This window comes from Flavobacterium wongokense, assembly GCF_021608265.1.
GTDB lineage: Bacteria > Bacteroidota > Bacteroidia > Flavobacteriales > Flavobacteriaceae > Flavobacterium > Flavobacterium wongokense.
Genome location: NZ_JAKIHP010000003.1, coordinates 1 through 17,454, shown reverse-complemented (window position 1 = coordinate 17,454; position 17,454 = coordinate 1). Strand labels below are relative to the sequence as shown.

16 protein-coding genes are annotated in these 17,454 nt (G+C 40.0%); 10 read left to right on the top strand and 6 right to left on the bottom strand.

The window, feature by feature from the left end:
- The first annotated feature begins 40 nt into the window (after positions 1 to 40).
- The 7 genes from L1S31_RS09255 to L1S31_RS09225 all read left to right on the top strand — a co-directional run bounded on the left by L1S31_RS09255 (position 41) and on the right by L1S31_RS09225 (position 5,606).
- Positions 41 to 871: an HNH endonuclease gene (locus L1S31_RS09255; protein ID WP_236464456.1), complete on the top strand. Its 831-nt coding sequence runs from the start codon at positions 41 to 43 to the stop codon at positions 869 to 871.
- Between the two features lie 257 nt (positions 872 to 1,128).
- Positions 1,129 to 1,926: a hypothetical protein gene (locus tag L1S31_RS09250; protein ID WP_236464455.1), complete on the top strand. Its 798-nt coding sequence runs from the start codon at positions 1,129 to 1,131 to the stop codon at positions 1,924 to 1,926.
- A gap of 191 nt (positions 1,927 to 2,117) precedes the next feature.
- Entirely contained in the window at positions 2,118 to 2,363 is a 246-nt protein-coding gene (locus tag L1S31_RS09245) for a hypothetical protein (RefSeq protein WP_236464454.1), read from the top strand.
- Positions 2,364 to 2,401: 38 nt separating this feature from the next.
- Complete coding sequence (locus tag L1S31_RS09240) at positions 2,402 to 2,704, top strand: hypothetical protein (protein ID WP_236464453.1); 303 nt, start codon at positions 2,402 to 2,404, stop codon at positions 2,702 to 2,704.
- Positions 2,705 to 2,735: 31 nt separating this feature from the next.
- On the top strand, positions 2,736 to 3,872 hold the full coding sequence (locus tag L1S31_RS09235) for a hypothetical protein (RefSeq protein ID WP_236464452.1): 1,137 nt from the start codon (positions 2,736 to 2,738) through the stop codon (positions 3,870 to 3,872).
- Between the two features lie 74 nt (positions 3,873 to 3,946).
- On the top strand, positions 3,947 to 4,402 hold the full coding sequence (locus tag L1S31_RS09230) for a cytochrome c oxidase assembly factor Coa1 family protein (RefSeq protein WP_236464451.1): 456 nt from the start codon (positions 3,947 to 3,949) through the stop codon (positions 4,400 to 4,402).
- Positions 4,403 to 4,505: 103 nt separating this feature from the next.
- Complete coding sequence (locus L1S31_RS09225; RefSeq protein ID WP_236464450.1) at positions 4,506 to 5,606, top strand: pyridoxal phosphate-dependent aminotransferase; 1,101 nt, start codon at positions 4,506 to 4,508, stop codon at positions 5,604 to 5,606.
- Between the two features lie 42 nt (positions 5,607 to 5,648).
- On the opposite strand, the gene coaD is transcribed toward L1S31_RS09225, so the two are convergent.
- Both coaD and L1S31_RS09215 read right to left on the bottom strand, forming a co-directional pair.
- Positions 5,649 to 6,110 (bottom strand): pantetheine-phosphate adenylyltransferase, encoded by a 462-nt coding sequence (gene coaD / locus L1S31_RS09220; protein ID WP_236464449.1) that lies wholly within the window; start codon positions 6,108 to 6,110, stop codon positions 5,649 to 5,651.
- Positions 6,111 to 6,114: 4 nt separating this feature from the next.
- Entirely contained in the window at positions 6,115 to 7,101 is a 987-nt protein-coding gene (locus L1S31_RS09215) for a D-alanine--D-alanine ligase (protein WP_236464448.1), read from the bottom strand.
- Between the two features lie 93 nt (positions 7,102 to 7,194).
- Here L1S31_RS09215 and L1S31_RS09210 point away from each other — a divergent pair, with 93 nt between their 5' ends.
- Together L1S31_RS09210 and L1S31_RS09205 are read left to right on the top strand one after the other, a co-directional pair.
- On the top strand, positions 7,195 to 7,812 hold the full coding sequence (locus L1S31_RS09210) for a PASTA domain-containing protein (RefSeq protein ID WP_236464447.1): 618 nt from the start codon (positions 7,195 to 7,197) through the stop codon (positions 7,810 to 7,812).
- Complete coding sequence (locus L1S31_RS09205; protein ID WP_236464446.1) at positions 7,802 to 8,848, top strand: RluA family pseudouridine synthase; 1,047 nt, start codon at positions 7,802 to 7,804, stop codon at positions 8,846 to 8,848. The genes L1S31_RS09210 and L1S31_RS09205 overlap by 11 nt, the downstream gene beginning before the upstream one ends.
- Positions 8,849 to 8,881: 33 nt before the next feature.
- Here L1S31_RS09205 and lgt read toward each other — a convergent pair whose 3' ends face one another.
- The 4 genes from lgt to folE form a co-directional block, all read right to left on the bottom strand.
- Positions 8,882 to 9,799, bottom strand: a complete 918-nt coding sequence (lgt, locus tag L1S31_RS09200) for a prolipoprotein diacylglyceryl transferase (RefSeq protein WP_236464445.1) — start codon at positions 9,797 to 9,799, stop codon at positions 8,882 to 8,884.
- Positions 9,800 to 9,868: 69 nt separating this feature from the next.
- Positions 9,869 to 10,111: a membrane protein insertion efficiency factor YidD gene (yidD, locus tag L1S31_RS09195; protein WP_236464444.1), complete on the bottom strand. Its 243-nt coding sequence runs from the start codon at positions 10,109 to 10,111 to the stop codon at positions 9,869 to 9,871.
- A gap of 9 nt (positions 10,112 to 10,120) precedes the next feature.
- Positions 10,121 to 11,599, bottom strand: a complete 1,479-nt coding sequence (gene cysS / locus L1S31_RS09190; protein WP_236464443.1) for a cysteine--tRNA ligase — start codon at positions 11,597 to 11,599, stop codon at positions 10,121 to 10,123.
- Positions 11,600 to 11,675: 76 nt separating this feature from the next.
- The gene (gene folE, locus L1S31_RS09185) at positions 11,676 to 12,347 is read right to left on the bottom strand and encodes a GTP cyclohydrolase I FolE (protein ID WP_236464442.1); all 672 of its coding nucleotides are present in this window, start codon (positions 12,345 to 12,347) and stop codon (positions 11,676 to 11,678) included.
- A gap of 158 nt (positions 12,348 to 12,505) precedes the next feature.
- On the opposite strand from folE, the gene L1S31_RS09180 reads away from it, so the two are divergent.
- On the top strand, positions 12,506 to 17,454 hold a 4,949-nt coding region (locus tag L1S31_RS09180; RefSeq protein WP_502539610.1), incomplete at its 3' end, for a SprB repeat-containing protein.

Below are 17,454 nucleotides of genomic sequence, written 5' to 3'. Positions count from 1 at the left end.
TTAGGGGTAATGCACTAAAAATCCACGTATATAAAAACAAATGAATTCAATAGAAGATCTCAAGCCACGAAATAAGCTCTTTGTGATGGATTTAGTTAAAGAAGCTGGAATCGACGTAAGCGATTGGGCAAATTTTCAGGGCGGTATAAGAAGAGCAAGAACAAACCCTAAGTATTGCTACGAATGGGCTTTTTCCAATAGTAGTGTAACGGTTCTAAATATATGGTATGATTCAATTAGTCAGGAATTAGACGAAATCCTACTTCGAAGTAATTTGCGATTAACAAGTAAAAGCAGTTCAACAAAAGGTATATGGAAAAGCCGAGCAAATAAATTTGATAGACATGTGCAAAGTGCTTATCAAAATAATCACACTGTGAGAGTTATTATAAACGACGGTTATCGCAGAGAAGGAGATCTAAAAACTGAGAAAGCATCTAAGGTAAATCTTAGACTTCTTGATTCGATGCCGTGGACTGTGACATCTTACGATAATATTTCAGGAGAATTCGTACTTTCTAGAGGGATTAAATTAATAGATCAATTTGACATCGATTCTAATGTGACATCCCCCTCAGAAAAACATAGTGTAATCGGAGAAGTTTTTTTTAGAAATCCAGAAGTTAGAAAAACTGTTTTAAAGCGAGCAAGTGGGAAATGCGAATTTTGTGGAGCTAAAGGATTTAAAACATCATCGGGTGAACTATTTCTTGAAACACATCACATTGTACCGTTAAGTCAAGGAGGGCCGGACACAATATATAACGTTGCAGGAATTTGTCCAAATCATCACCGGGAAGCTCATTTTGGCGACAGTGCCGAAATTATTCGAGATACTTTATTGGGAGTGATTTCGAGATATTATAATTAATCTAATCATTTGCACTACCCCTAACAGCCGTTTAACACAATAGCTGTTTTATCTTTGGCTTGCTTCGCCAGTTCGCCTTCGGCTCGTGCCGCCCTGTTCGTCTGCTTCGCATTCCCGGGTCTTGCTCTGTTGCTGCTGTTTGCTTTAAACCATTAGTTTTAAGAAAGATTTTTTTTCTAAATAGTAAAAAAACATTTTTTATATCATTTACTTTAATATTTTTAACAAATTATTGTAAAAATTTAAATCTTTATCAAATGAAAAAAATCTTATTGTTACTCAGTTTTTCTGTAGTGTTACTTTCTTCCTGCTCATCAAGCGATGATGGAGGTTCTTCCGAATCGCAACCCCTTTTATTGAAAAAAATGACTGAAGGCGATGTCCTTTTTGGTCAAACCGTTACAAACTATACCTATAACGGAAATAAACTAGTCGAAATCTTTAAAGATGGGGATGATGATTATGCCGATGTCTATTCATACACAGGGGATGTGATTACAAAAATTGAAAAGTTTGCAGTATACGATGCCGGTACACCTAGTGAGGACAGAGAGCTTCTTTCTACAGACCAATTCGCATACAACGCCAATAACCAATTGGTTCAATTCAAAACGACTTCCCAGGATTTTGAAGGTGAGCGAGTAACAACTTATACCTATAATAGTAATAACACCGTTTCATTCGCACAAAATGCCAATGTTCCGGGCGAGCCAACAGAATCACTAAAAACCGGAACCATTACTATGGAGAATGGTGAAATCGTTCGTTTGCAGGTCGTAAAGGAATTTGATTCCTATACAGACAACTATACTTATGACACCAAAAACAGTATCTTTAAAAACGTAACGGGATATGACAAAATAATTCTTACCCATGTCCTCGGAAAGCAGGGTGCAATGACTTGGGTAGATTCCATTATTGGCGGTATTTCACACAATTTTTTAAATCATCAGGGAGATTATCAATACACCTATAATTCCGATAATTATCCTCTAACGGCAAATCAAAGCTTGGGTGGAACGGTGTTGCACTCCTTTGCGTTTGAATATTACTAGGCCTTCATTACAGTTGAAGGAAACCCTTTAGGACCTAAATTCCTAAAGGGTTTTTACTATATTTTGAATAGTAGCTGTTAATCCTCACTCCAGCTAACAGCCGTTTGGAGTAATAGCTGTTCTGTCTTTGGCTACGCCCAGTTAACAGTCGCTAACAAGCCACTTTTTTGGAAAACAAATTCCCTTAAAAAATGAATAAGGATAATTCAAGAACACCAAACCCGTCTGAAAAACAAACCGGCGAATGGACTTTAAAAAAAATCCTGGTTCGGCTTATTGCCTATCCTTTTTGCCTGTTTATCATGGTCCTGGGTATTTTTGGGATACTGAATCCGGTAACAAGTAAATCAATTCCGGCCTGCATTGCAGGAATTATGATTGGAGGGACCTATTTATATTCGGACCTAAAAATTTTAATGTCAAAAAAGAGGGAATGAAATTTGATATTCCGAAGCAACCTTGAAAAATTATAATCATGCTCATAATAATATTGATTCTTTTCCCTTATATAGCGGTTCCGTTGCTTTTAGCCTATTCCTATAAAAGATGGAATTTGGTAGGGCAATGGCTGACTTATTTGATTACGGCATTTTTAATATTTTTATATCCTTTATTGCTATTTTGGATTGACCGTACAATTCACACGAGGCCTGTAAAATGCTTAAATCCGGAATTCGCGGTATTTGCCGGAAACCTGATCATAATGGTTCCGGTTTGTTTACTGCTTCAGTTTATTTTTAATAAGATCATAAAACCCGAAAATAGAAATACCATCTAACAACGCTTACAGAATTCTACAAAAATTAAGTATGACTATAGCATCCCAATTTAAAATTACGTTCTTCCTAACCATTGGTGTGTTTTCCTGTGTTGCTCATGCGCAGGAGAATTTAAATGATATTCAAGTACTTTCCAGCAATTCCAGAGGTTACCATGATTTCAATTTTAAAGGCCAGGTAAAGTCGGTCAAAACCCGTTATGTCAGCATCAAAGCATCACTGAGTAATTATGCCAAAGAACAGGTAATGCTAAAAAATGATGTGAGGAATAATAACTGCCTGGAATTTTATCAAAACGGACTGTTGAAAATGCAATACGGCGATATCCCTTCATTTGAATTTACAGCAATCGACTCCACAAAGCTGGAAATACAGCAATTTGATACTAAGGATGTAGTTCAAAAGAATAAGTACAAACCAATTTTAAGTAATGCTACGATATTCCAAAATCCCGAACTATTTGTAAATTATGATTTGTACAGATACTCATACCAGTTCGGACAAACCATCGATGGAGTTGAACATTTGGGAATTTCACAATTCAATTACGTGTACAAAACCGATGAAAATAATCGAATTACAGAGTCATACGAATATTGGCCCTACAATGAAAACATGGATACTGTCAGGATAAAAAACGTTTCGGAAAAAGATCTGGTTTGGAGGTTAAAATTCCTGTATAACGATAAAAATCAACTGATTAGCCAAAAGATTATTCCCGGACATCAACAAGATGGCGGGTCTTACGCTGCATTGGGCACAGAAAGTGGTTTCTCTCCTGATTTGCAGTTAAAATATAAATACGACAACAAAGGAAGAGTCATACAGGCGGTTTTTTGGGGAAACAATGGGATTATCTCTTCTGAAGATTATGAATACGATCCCATGAAGGGATATGTTCAAAAAGTTAGATATTATATTACCGGCCCTGGGGAAATTTCCAATCCTACAAAGAGGTATGTAAAAACCTTTAATGAAAATGGCGATATCATTGAAAAAGAGTTTATTCCGGATTTTCCTGGGCAAAACATTGCTCCCCTAAAAAGGTATTATGATTATGAATATGACAGCCACCAAAATTGGGTTAAATGCAATATGTATTTAGAAGGTAAAAAAGAGGGAGAACCTACATTAACAGCCGAAAGAAAAATAGAATATTACGAATAAAATGCTTTCACTACATAAAGCTGCACAAATTTAGTGGTAAGTGCCTACACCGAATTACTAAAACAAAAAGATAAATGAACGAACTTCTAATTGAAAAACCCTGGTGGAAAAGGAACCTCCTTTGGTTGCTGATATCAGCATTCATTATTGGGGTTTTAGTATTTTCCTCAAGAATGTTTTTAAACGGAAACTTAGATTTTTATGCGCTGGCCAACGCGGATCCTTCCTTTTATGAGGCTGCTTTAGACAGCGCAAATAAAAATCCGGTTGTCGTCCAAAAGTTTGGGCATTTGAAACCCATCACCAATCAGGAAATTTATGATGGTAAAGCTTTCTATTCCAACAATAAAAACACGCTAAAGATAATCTTACCGGTAAATGGAGCTAAAGAAACCGGAATTATGAAAATGTGGCTGGAAAGGCAGGCAACGGGTTGGAAGTACGACAGCGTGATAATTGACAATAATCAGACCAGGATAATCGTTATTAAAAATCAAGCATCAACCGCTGACATCAGTTTAAAGCAATAAGCCGTTTCATTGTAAAAGGAAGTTAAAACTGTAACAATTTTTAAAAAAACCGCCATACTATCTGATCTTAAAACAGTATGCCTACATTTTAAATTAAATATTTATGAGTAATAGAAGAGATTGGTTAAAACAAACAGGTTTAGGAATTGTAGGTTTAGGGATTATCCCGTTGGAAGGTTTTGCAATTCCATCAACAGAAAGCGTCATTGAAGAAAAAAGTGAAAGCCTGATTCAATTAAGGTCAAACGAAAATCCGTATGGCCCATCGCCATTGGCAAGAAAGGCATTTGCCGATAATGTGGCTATCAGCAACCGATATAACTGGGATATTGAAGCACAAATAATTGCTGCGATTGCGTTGAAAAATAATGTCAGGGAGGAAAACATTTTATTGGGAGCCGGCTCAACGGAAATCCTGGATTTGGTTGCAAAATTTGCATCATTGGAAAAAGGGGATTATGTAATTCCCGATCCAAGTTATGCTTATTGGACCGTAACATTGGACAACCTGGGTTTAAGGAAAAATCAAATACCGCTTACTGCTGATAAGAAAATCAATCTGCAGGCAATGCGGGAAGCTGTAAACAACGACACCAAATTGGTGTACATCTGTAACCCAAACAATCCGACAGGAACATTATGTGAACGGACCGAACTGGTTAATTTTATTGCCAATATCCCTTTGACAACCCTGGTGTTCATTGATGAAGCTTATTTGGAATTTACAACCCAACAATCGCTTTGCAATCTTATTGATACACATCCTAATCTGATTATTACCAAAACATTTTCTAAAATCTATGGTTTGGCAGGGGCACGCATAGGATATGCGGTTGCGAATAATAAAATGATTGAGAACCTTGCAGGGATGCAGTCCAATACCAATAATAGTGTGAGCGTGCTTTCAAAACTTGCAGCCATTGCCTCTTTGAAAGATGAAAAGTTTATTGCCGACTGCTACGCTCTAAACAAAACGGCAAGAGAGTACACCATTGCTGAACTCAAAAAACTGAACTGCGAATGCATTGCTTCCAATACCAATTTTATCTACTTTTCATTGGCGAATTACAGCAAGGACTATTTTAAGCTATTGGAAAACAATAACATTGAAGGGACTAGGATTTATGAGGAAAATGGTAAATGGACACGAATTACCATTGGTACCATGAAGGAAATGCAGCAATTTATTAAGGCAATACAATAAAGAAAAACTGTCACTAATAAAGGTTTGCGCAATAACCTGAACTTACTTCGTTACTACAACACTCTCTGGAACTAACACCGTATAATCCCCATTATTGCGAATCACATCACGGACAATGCTCGAAGAAATATAAGAGGTTTTGGAAGCCGTTAAAAGAAAGACGGTTTCAATTTTGGATAACCTTCGGTTGGTATGCGCAATGGCCTTTTCAAATTCAAAATCGGCAGGATTCCTCAAGCCACGAAGGATAAAATCGGCTCCGAGTTTTCGGCACAAATCAATCGTCAGGCCTTCATAGGTAATGACAGAAACCTTCGGTTCATCCTTAAAGGCTTCTTCGATGAATTTCTTGCGGTCTTCCAAAGAAAACATGTATTTTTTATCGGCGTTGATTCCAATCGCAACAATTACTTCATCAAAAAGGGAAACGCCTCTTTTGATGATATCATAATGCCCAAGGGTGATTGGGTCAAACGAACCTGGGAAAACGGCTTTTCTTTTCATAATGTTACTTCTTCCAAATAGGTTTCCTTTGTAAAGCTAGTGTAATTTCGTTATCCAGCAAATCGCTGAACGGAATATTTGCGTAGGCTGCCTGTTGCGGGAAAATGCTTTGTGGCGACAATCCCGGATTGGTATTGATCTCGATAAAATGCGGAATGCCGTTCATGATGATAAAATCGGCACGCGAAAACCCCGTCATTCCTAAGGATTGATATACTTTTTTGGCAGTCTCAATGACCAAGCCCTCCAATTCCTTAGAGATTCTGGCTGGCGTAATCTCTTCTGATTTGCCCAAATATTTAGCCTCATAATCAAAGAAATCATTCTGCGAAAGGATTTCAGTAATTCCCAATACTTTGATTTCTCCTTTAAGATTCAGCACACCTACAGAAACCTCGCTTCCGTTCAGATAGGATTCAATCAAAATGTCATTGTCTTCTGCGAAAGCAAAATCCAAAGCTTTTGGCAGATCCTCCAAAGTACTCACCATCGAAACACCTAAGCTGCTCCCGGATTGGTTTGGTTTCACAAAAAAGGGCAGGCCCAATTCGGCTTCAATTGCCTTTCCATCAATAGCGTTGCCTTTGGATAAATAAATGGATTTCGCTTTGGGGATATTGAATTTTGACAAAACGGATAAGGTGTCCCTTTTGTTGAACGTCAGGCTCGATTGGTAAAAGCTGCAACCCGTGTAAGGCAGCTCCAATAATTCCCAATACGCCTGCATGTGCCCGTCTTCACCCGGAGTTCCGTGGATGGTGTTTACGGCAACATCGAATTTTATGATTTGATTGTCCTTGGTAAACGTAAAATCAGCTTTGTTGATAGGATATTTTTGGGAATCAATCAGGCAGTGCCATCCGTCTTTAAGGATATGGACTTCAAATGCCTGGTATTTGTTTTTGTCAAGATGATTTAGGATTAATTGACCACTTCGTAATGATATTACAGACTCATCTGAATATCCACCCATTACTACTGCTACGTTCATTTAGGTTAGTTTTAGTTTAGACAAAATTATCAATTTTTTTCGAACTAAATACCCTTATGTTTTTTATATCTTTGTGCAAATTAATTTTTTTCTATGAGCTTACGTGCGTATTTAACAAGCCGGGTTTTCTTTTTTCAGATTCTTGCCGCTATGGCAATAGTTGCCGCAATTGCGTATTTATTTTTTCATTGGATAACCTATACCACAAATCACGGACAGGAAATTACCGTTCCCGATTTGAGTAAGCTTTCTGCTGAACAGGCTGAAGAAAAATTGGCTTCCATCGATTTGGATTATATCATTTTGGATACTGTTGATTTCAGGCCCGATTTCCCAAAGTTGAGCATCGTAGAACAGGAGCCAAAAGCAGGTTCAAAAGTAAAGGAAGGAAGAAAGATTTATATCAAAATCAACGCTGATAAATATACGATGGTGGCTGTTCCCGATTTGATTGAGAAAACCTATCGCCAGGCTGTGCCAACCCTCGAAGCTGTTGGTCTTGCTGAAGGAACAATTACCTACAAGCCTTATTTGGGTAAAGACATGGTGCTCGAAATGAGGATGAACGGCAAGAAATTAAAGCCGGGTGAAAAAGTCCTTAAGTCATCCAAAATTGATTTGGTTCTGGGTGACGGAAAAATTACTTATGAAGAAACCGTTGATACTACCACTGTAGATACTACGCAAATGCCTCCTATAGATGGACAATAATCCCGATAATACTCCCGAATTAGAAGAGGAAGAATTATTTGAACACCACCGATTTGTTGCCGATAAAGGACAATCGTTGCTGCGTGTGGATAAATTCCTGATGCAGCTGATTGCCAATGCGACACGGAATAAAATCCAGAAAGCCGCAGAGGAGGGGAATATCTGGGTAAATGACATTCCGGTGAAATCGAATTACAGGGTAAAACCTTTTGATGTGGTTCGGGTGATGCTTTCGCATCCGCCATTTGAAAACCTAATCCTTCCCGAAGACATTCCTCTTGACATTGTTTACGAAGACGAATCCTTATTGATTATAAACAAACCACCCGGATTGGTTGTGCATCCCGGACACGGAAATTATACAGGAACATTGGTAAACGCTTTGGCTTTCCATTTTGAAAACCTTCCTAAGAATTCAAGTGACCGTCCCGGATTGGTACACCGTATTGACAAAGACACCTCAGGGCTTTTGGTTGTTGCCAAAACAGAATTGGCGATGACACATCTGGCCAAACAGTTTGAAGACAAAACCACCGAACGAGAATATGTTGCGCTGGTTTGGGGGAACATCAAAGAAGACGAAGGAACGATTGAAGGAAACATTGCAAGGCATGTAAAAGACCGCATGCAGATGGCCGTTTTTCAAGATGAGGAAATCGGAAAACACGCGGTTACGCATTATAAAGTACTGGAGCGTTTTGGTTATGTGACTTTGGTTTCCTGCATTTTGGAAACCGGAAGGACGCATCAAATACGTGTCCACATGAAATACATTGGGCACACCTTATTCAATGACGAACGCTATGGTGGCCATTTGATTCTGAAAGGAACCACGTTTACCAAATACAAGCAGTTTATAGACAATTGTTTCAAGACATTGCCAAGACAGGCACTGCATGCCAAAACCCTTGGGTTTGTCCATCCAAGAACAGGAGAATACATGCGTTTTGACACCGAACTGCCTCAGGACATGAAAGACTGTATTGAAAAATGGCGCAACTATGCCAAATCGGGTTTAACTGAAGAGGAAGAATAATAAAAAGTCCCGTTTTAAACGGGACTTTTTATTTTATATTTTGTCTTCTTCTATAGGTTTTTCGGCAACGAAGAGGTAATAGATTCCCAATAAAATAAACGGAATGCTGAGCCATTGCCCGGTTGAAAATAAACCAAAGGTTTCTTCAATTCCGCCCTGGCTTTCCTTTACAAATTCCACTACAAAACGTACCGTCCAAAGCAGGATTAGGAAATAGCCAAAAAGCAATCCGTGTTTTTCGGCAGTTTTGGTTTTCCAATACAGGAAAAACAGGATTAAAAATACAAAAACGTACAAACCGGCTTCATACAATTGTGCCGGATGTTTTGCCGGAACGCGTTCTAAAAGCGCTGCATATTTTGGGTCGGTTACCAAGGCATCATAAGCCTGGTTCACATTGGATATTTTGGTAAGGTTCACCGCTTCCTTAGGCGAATAATAATCCCTGATAAATCGGATTCCGAAAGGAGAGTCGGTTATCTTACCCACGATTTCTGAGTTGAAGAAATTTCCAATCCTAACAAAGACAGCACCGCAGGCAACCGGAATCACAACCCGGTCCAAAACCCAAAGCATCGGTTTTTTGATTACTTTGGTACTGTAGAAATACATTGCGATGATGATGGCAACGGCAGCTCCGTGGCTGGCCAAGCCCTGAAAACCTGTAAATTCAAATTTTGGTGAGAATCGGAAAGGCAGCAGGATTTCCAATACGTGGTTTCGGTAATATTCCCAATCATAGAAAAAAACGTGGCCTAATCTGGCGCCTAGCAAAGTGGCTATAACCGTCCAGATAAATAAGGTATCCAGTTTTTCAATGGGTTGTTTTTCCCTATTGAAAATATGCTTCATAATGTACCAGCCAAGCCCAAAAGCAATGACAAACATTAAGCTGTAAAAACGGATGGTAAAAAAACCTATATTAATTCCTTCTGAGGGATTCCAAATCATGATTAGTTGGGTGAGTTAGATTGTAAAAATAGTGATTTGTTCTAAAATGGCTATTAAATTAAGGAAACTTTAATGCCTGCATTTTTTTTCCGGAACCGGATCATAGCCGTTTTTTCCCCATGGATGGCATCTTAAAATTCGGCTTACGCCCAAATAAGTCCCTCTAAAAATACCGTGAATTTTCAGTGCCTCAATAAAATAGCTCGAACACGTGGGCTGAAACCGGCAGCTTGAGGGTAGGAGCGGTGATAGTACTATTTTGTAAAAATAAATCAGTACTAAAAGTGGCGCTATCAGGATTTTTTTTAACATGGGTGGTTATCAAATACTAAATTTAGTACCGTCTTTTCCGTCCTTTAATTGGATTCCAAGTTCCAGCAGCTGGTCACGGATTTGATCCGACAAGGCAAAGTTTTTATTGGCTCTTGCTTCGTTTCTCATGCCAATCAGCATTTCAACGACACCATCCAACTTGCCTGAATTATCAGCCGAAGCTTTCTCGTCTTTTATTCCTAAAACATCAAAGGTAAAGGTGTTCAAGGTATCCGAAAGTGTCTTTAAATCCTCAGCATTCAGCGTTTCCTTGCCATCGTTTACCAAATTGACAAAGCGTATTCCTTCAAACAGGTTTGCAATCAGGATTGGAGTATTGAAATCGTCATTCATCGCATCGTAGCAATTCTTCTTCCAACTTGCAATATCAAGGGTAGAAGCACTCGATGCCTGTAAATTCTTCAAAATATCCAAACCATCCATCAATCGGTTAAAGCCTTTTTCAGCAGCAAGGATTCCGTCATCGGTAAAGTCAAGAATGCTTCGGTAATGTGCCTGCATCATGAAGAAACGAGCCACATTTGGAGAAAAAGCCTTACTCAGAAACGGACTTCCACCCGAATATATTTCGCCCGGAAGTAGGTTGTTTCCGGTAGATTTCGACATTTTCTTACCGTTCAGGTTCAGCATGTTGGCGTGCATCCAGTAATTCACCGGACTGTGGCCTGTGCAGGCTTCGTTCTGTGCAATTTCACATTCGTGGTGCGGGAATTTCAAGTCCATCCCACCACCGTGGATGTCAAAGGTTTCACCAAGGTATTTGGTACTCATCGCTGTACATTCCAAATGCCAGCCTGGGAAACCAACTCCCCATGGCGAAGGCCAGCGCATGATATGCTCAGGTTCTGCTTTTTTCCAAAGGGCAAAATCCTGTGGGTTCTTTTTATCGCTTTGACCGTCAGTATCGCGGGTATTGGCAAGCATTTCGTCAATGTTCCTGCCGCTTAATTTCCCGTAATGGTTATTCTCATTGAATTTTACGACATCAAAATAAACCGAGCCATTTTTCTCGTAGGCAAACCCTTTTTCAATAATCTGGCTTACGATTTCAATCTGCTCAATAATATGGCCTGTCGCTGTTGGTTCAATGCTCGGTGGAAGAAAATTGAATTGATTCAGCACATCGTGGAAATCCACAGTATAACGCTGTACAATTTCCATTGGCTCCAATTGTTCCACTCTTGCTTTTTTGGCAATCTTATCTTCACCATCATCTACATCATCCACAATATGGCCTACATCGGTAATGTTCCGCACATAACGCACTTTGTATTCCAAATGCAGTAAATACCTGAAAATCATATCAAACGACATGAAGGTACGGACGTTTCCAAGATGCACGTTGCTGTAGACCGTTGGGCCACATACATACATTCCAACATTCCCTGCGTGGACAGGCTTGAAAACTTCTTTTTCTCCCGAAAGGGAATTGTATATCTTTAACTGATGGTCTTTGTATAATGCCATAAATGTTTAGGAGCTTTTTCCCGCTTTCCGCGCTACATGGTAGCTTGCTGCAATCGGGGCTAGTTAGATTAAGCTATTAAAATTTTGTGTCTAATTTGATGTAATCCAGAAACTCACGTTTGGTGGTTTCGTCGTTGAATTTCCCTCCGTATTCAGAAGTCACCGTACTGCTTTCAATGTCACGGATTCCACGCGAATTTACGCAAAGGTGTTTGGCATCGATAACGCAGGCAACATCTTCGGTTCCTAAAACCCTTTGCAGTTCCTGGACAATCTGCATCGTCAGACGTTCCTGCACCTGAGGTCTTTTGGCATAATAATCCACAATTCGGTTCATTTTTGAAAGCCCTACCACAGTCCCGTTTGAGATGTAGGCAACGTGTGCTTTTCCAATAATAGGAAGCAGATGATGCTCGCAGGTAGAGTAGAGGGTTATGTTCTTTTCAACCAGCATTTCGCCATACTTATAATTGTTGGCAAAGGTGGAAGCTTTAGGTTTTTTATTCGGATTCAAACCTCCAAAAACTTCTTTGACAAACATTTTTGCAACACGGTTTGGCGTTCCTTTTAAACTATCATCGGTCAAATCCATTCCAAGGGTGTTCAGAATGTTTTCAACGTCTTTTTTTATCATCTCAATCTTTTGTTCATCTGTCAAATTAAACGCATCATTTCTTACAGGATTTTGAGCACTTGTTGCGATATGATTTTCTCCTAATTCGTCACTGATTTGGTCACTATTTGTCATTAAATTCTCTGTTAATTTGGGTTTTAAAAATGAAAGCACAAAGATATAGAATAAAATCAAAAATAATCTTAAAGTGTTAATATTTAAAATATTCAATTTTTGGGTTTGCCATATTGTTAAATTTATGTAAATTACGCCTCAAAAAAAATCAACCTACTATGAAAAGTAAAATTTTACTCGTTTTAAGTTTACTATTTATTAACTACTATGCCAATTCGCAAAACTTATTAATCAATCCTGGGTTTGAAGCTGGGAGCTCTGGTGTAGGTTTTGTGACCAATGGAGCGGGCTATAACCAACTTGCAGCCCCTTTTACAGGCACCACGGTTACAGGGAATTTTGCTGTGACCAATAACCCATTTACAATCAATAACGCTGATTTCATTCTTGAAGGCGACCATACTACAGGTGTCGGAAAAATGCTGATCATTGACGGTAACACCACTGCAGGAAATCCGCGATTTTGGAGAGCAGGAGGAACGGGAGCTGGTGTGACTACTGCAACAATAGGAACAATCTACAGATTCGGTTACTGGATAAAGTCCGTTTCAAACTTAGGTTCTCCGGCAGATATCGGAATTCAGATTACAGGTGGGTCTCCACCTGTTTTAATTTCTGGTTCTACTGTAGCACCTGCGCCATCACAAAGCTGGAGGCATGTAGTTTACCAATTTACTGCTACAGCAACTACGGTTCAGATTGAACTTTGGAATAATAATGTAACCGCAAACGGGAATGATTTCGCGATTGACGATATGATGCTGACTGATGATTTGATGCTTACCTATAATGTTACCAACGCTGCCTGTGCAACACCAAATGACGGAAGCGTAACGGCAACAGCCTTGGGGGGATTAGCACCTTATAGCTTTACCATCACAGGTGGAGCAATCAATGTTACGAATGCCACTGGGATATTCCCAAACTTACCTCCGGGAACTTATTCGATTACAGTTACCGATAGTACACTTCCGACTGCTCAAACTGCTACTTTGTCAAATGTAGTGATTGGTCCAAAAATTTCGGTCCCATTAAATTCAGCGATATGTACAGGTAGTTCGATTACGCTGCATGCATCAGGAAGTCCTTCAGGATATACCTGGTCTGCATCTCCAGCTGCTACTGCCGGTTTGGCTCCAGGCGATGTTAACCTTGCCAACCCAACAGTTTCTCCAACTGCAACTACAGTTTATACAGTAACATCTACCGTAGGAAGTTGTGCGGCGATTTCGGGTTCTGTTACGATTACGGTAAATCCATTACCGGACGTAACCAGTCCAAGTGCGGTTCAAACCATCTGTCCAGGAAATACGGCGACCTTTATAATCACAGGAACGCCAAACTCAACTGTTACGCTGGCAAGTACACTCAACCCGGTTCCATTTACAGTTCCGGTTAATATTGGACCTGCAGGAACAGGGACTTTTACTACCTTGCCACTGAGTTCTACAGAGATTTATCAGTTTATTAAAATCAAAGGATTTTTTACTTTATGTGAAAGATTGCTTCCTGTAGGACTTACATTAACAGCTAATGTTGTTCCGAATGGATGTGCTACGGTAGAGACTACTCCGGCACCAGGAACAGCACCATTGGATTTGACTTTGTGTACAACAGGGGAGTGCAGGACACTGCATGCAAACGTCTCCGACGTTCCTTCGACTACCACTTATTCGGTAACTTCGATTCCTTTCTGTCCACAGGCAGCTTTCGAAAACCCATCATGGACAAATATTCTTCCAGGAGGTCCTATTGGTGATGACGACTGGTCAGCACCATTTAGTTTTCCTGCGGGTATGAATTTTTGTTTTTATGGTCAAAATTACACGCAATTAAATGTTGGAACCAATCAGGTAATCCATTTCCCGAATCCGGCTCTATTTGCTGCGGGCGATTTTTGTCCTTGGTCCTATAGTACACCGATACCTAGTGCTGGTTTCCCGATCACAAATTCAATATTTGGAGTTTATCAGGATACCGACTTTTCTGTGACGCCTCCTCCGGGTGTTCAGATAAGTGTTAATTATAATGTAGTTGGTACCTATCCTTGTAGAAAGTTCATTGCCAATTTTGCCAACTGTCCTCAATTTTCATGTGGGAACACCATAGGTTTGTCGACTAGTCAAATCGTATTGTATGAAGTATCCAATATAATTGAAGTATATGTACAAAGAAGGGTAGCATGTACTGGCTGGAATGGTGGAAGAGGCACGATAGGTGTAATCAATACCGATGGTTCACAAGCTGTTGCCGCGCCGGGTAGAAATGCAGCTGCATTTAGTACAGACCCAACTCCTGGAAATCCGACTAATACTGATAACGTTTCTGAAGCTTGGAGGTTTACTCCAACAGGTCCGAATGTATCTCAAACCATAAACTGGTACGAAGGTCCTGTTGCAGCCGGAAACTTTCTTGGAAGCGGACCGGATATAGTTGTTTGTCCTACTGCAACCACTACTTACACATTGGAAACTGTTTATAATGTATGTGGAGTCCCTCAAAGAGCCACAGCAACAACAACCTTAAATGTGCACCCTGATTCAACAGGCTCGCCAAACAACCTTACATTATGTGTTCCGAATTGTGCTTTTGATTTAACAGCTAATAATTCAGTTATCTTAGGTTCGTTATCTCCTGCAGATTATGATATTTCATATCATACTTCTCAGGCTGATGCCGATTCAGGAAGTAATCCAATACCAAATCCAACAGCATATTGCCCAAGTTCAGCTCTTGGAACATATCATATTTATGCGTCTATTTATCTAATTAGCTACAACTGCCATGTTGTAAAACCTTTCGATTTGATTGTAGATAATTGTGCTGTTACACCTCATACCGTACCTGATTTGACATTGTGTGATGTCTCTAATGATGGTACTGAGAATTTTGATTTTACACCACAGGTAGCTGCCGCATTGGTAGGGCACGTTGCCGCAGATTATAACATAACTTTTCACAATACACAGGCTGAGGCCAATGCAGGTACACCTGTCATCAATCCATATACTGCTGTTCCGGGTACAGATGGTCAATTGGTAGTAATCAGAATGACCGAAATTGCAGATCCTACAGTTTTTGGTACCACAACATTCCATCTCCATGTAAATCCGATGCCTACTGCTACCGTATCGGGAACAACATCGGTTTGTAAAGATGCTGCAAGTCCAAATATTACCTTTACAGGAGCAAATGGTACAGCGCCTTATTTCTTTACGTACAGTACAGATGGAGGTGCAACAACCATTGTCAGCCCGGCAAGTACAGGAAATACCTATACCATACCAGTTGCAACCGGTACAGTGGGAACGTTTACCTATACATTGATAAGTGTTCAGGATTCAGGAACTCCGGCATGTTCCCAAGTGCAGTCAGGTTCAGCCACAGTAACGGTCGTTGCATTACCTACCGCGACCATTTCCGGAACTACAACAGTATGTAGAAATGCACCTAGTCCAAATATTACCTTTACAGGAGCAAATGGTACAGCGCCTTATTTCTTTACTTATAGTACTGATGGAGGAACAACTACGATTACAACACCGGCAAGTACCGGGAACGTATATAACCTTCCGGTTTCTACAGCTACTGCAGGAACATTTACCTATACCTTAATTAGTGTTCAAAGTTCCGGAACACCGGCATGTACACAAAATCAGGCAGGTACAGCGACTGTGACGGTTGATCCATTGCCAACAGCTACGGTTTCAGGAACAACTACAGTTTGTAGAAATGATCCTAGTCCAAATATTACCTTTACAGGAGCAAACGGTACAGCGCCTTATTTCTTTACCTATAGCACAGACGGAGGTACCACTACCATTGTCAGCCCAGCGAGTACAGGGAATACCTATACCATACCGGTTTCTACAGCTACTGCAGGAACATTCACTTATACCTTAATTAGTGTTCAAGGCTCTGGTTCACCAGTCTGCTCCCAAACGCAATCAGGTTCAGCTACAGTAACTGTTAATCCGTTACCAACTGCTACGATATCAGGAACCACATCGGTTTGTAAGGACGCTGCAAGTCCAAATATTATTTTCACAGGAGCAAATGGTACAGCGCCTTATTTCTTTACGTATAGTACAGATGGAGGAACAACTACGATTACAACACCGGCAAGTACAGGAAACACTTATACTTTACCCGTTTCTACAGCTACGGTAGGAACATTTACCTATACCTTAATTAGTGTTCAAAGTTCGGGCTCACCGGCATGTTCACAAGCTCAGGCTGGTACAGCAACTGTAACTGTTATAGCATTGCCTACAGCTACTATTTCTGGAACGACTACTGTTTGTAGAAATGCAGCAAGTCCAAATATTACCTTTACGGGAGCAAACGGTACTGCGCCTTATTTCTTTACCTATAGTACAGACGGAGGTACCACTACCATTACAAGCCCGGCAAGTACAGGAAATACCTATACCATTCCGGTTTCTACAGCTACTGCAGGAACATTTACCTATACTTTAATTAGTGTTCAGGATTCAGGAGCGCTTGGATGCTCACAGGCACAATCGGGCACAGCAACCGTAACGGTGAATGCTTTACCAACTGCTACGATAACGGGTACTACAGCTACGTGTCTGAATTCACCATCACCACAAATAGTGCTTACAGGTTTTGGAGGTACAGCACCATATACTTTTACCTATTCAATCAATACAGCTCTACAGCCAGCTGTGCAAACAATTACTGGTGACAGCTACGTAATCAACGTACCAACATCACCTGCAGGGACCTATACTTATGATTTAGTAAGTGTTACTGAAGGAAGTTCATTGGCCTGTTCTCAAGCACAAACAGGTACAGCAGTTGTTACCGTTAATGTAGCTCCAATAATCAACACGCCGACGGATTATGTAGTTTGTGATGATAGTTTGAATAATGATGGTTTTTATTGTGCTTTCGACTTAACAACCAAAGATATTGAGGTAACTACAGACCCAACAGTTGTGATTACCTATCACGAAACTCAAACAGATGCTGATACGGGAGGTAGTCCAATTCCAAGTCCATATTGTAATATTTATCCAAATGATCAAATAATATATGTGAGAGCTTATTTTGCTGGAGCACCAGCCTGTTACTCTACCACATT

Bases quoted from the DNA above. Each gene is read 5' to 3' on its own strand.
- L1S31_RS09255 (WP_236464456.1), top strand. From the start codon at position 41: ATGAATTCAATAGAAGATCTCAAGCCACGAAATAAGCTCTTTGTGATG.
- L1S31_RS09250 (WP_236464455.1), top strand. From the start codon at position 1,129: ATGAAAAAAATCTTATTGTTACTCAGTTTTTCTGTAGTGTTACTTTCT.
- L1S31_RS09245 (WP_236464454.1), top strand. From the start codon at position 2,118: ATGAATAAGGATAATTCAAGAACACCAAACCCGTCTGAAAAACAAACC.
- L1S31_RS09240 (WP_236464453.1), top strand. From the start codon at position 2,402: ATGCTCATAATAATATTGATTCTTTTCCCTTATATAGCGGTTCCGTTG.
- L1S31_RS09235 (WP_236464452.1), top strand. From the start codon at position 2,736: ATGACTATAGCATCCCAATTTAAAATTACGTTCTTCCTAACCATTGGT.
- L1S31_RS09230 (WP_236464451.1), top strand. From the start codon at position 3,947: ATGAACGAACTTCTAATTGAAAAACCCTGGTGGAAAAGGAACCTCCTT.
- L1S31_RS09225 (WP_236464450.1), top strand. From the start codon at position 4,506: ATGAGTAATAGAAGAGATTGGTTAAAACAAACAGGTTTAGGAATTGTA.
- coaD (WP_236464449.1), bottom strand. From the start codon at position 6,110: ATGAAAAGAAAAGCCGTTTTCCCAGGTTCGTTTGACCCAATCACCCTT.
- L1S31_RS09215 (WP_236464448.1), bottom strand. From the start codon at position 7,101: ATGAACGTAGCAGTAGTAATGGGTGGATATTCAGATGAGTCTGTAATA.
- L1S31_RS09210 (WP_236464447.1), top strand. From the start codon at position 7,195: ATGAGCTTACGTGCGTATTTAACAAGCCGGGTTTTCTTTTTTCAGATT.
- L1S31_RS09205 (WP_236464446.1), top strand. From the start codon at position 7,802: ATGGACAATAATCCCGATAATACTCCCGAATTAGAAGAGGAAGAATTA.
- lgt (WP_236464445.1), bottom strand. From the start codon at position 9,799: ATGATTTGGAATCCCTCAGAAGGAATTAATATAGGTTTTTTTACCATC.
- yidD (WP_236464444.1), bottom strand. From the start codon at position 10,111: ATGTTAAAAAAAATCCTGATAGCGCCACTTTTAGTACTGATTTATTTT.
- cysS (WP_236464443.1), bottom strand. From the start codon at position 11,599: ATGGCATTATACAAAGACCATCAGTTAAAGATATACAATTCCCTTTCG.
- folE (WP_236464442.1), bottom strand. From the start codon at position 12,347: ATGACAAATAGTGACCAAATCAGTGACGAATTAGGAGAAAATCATATC.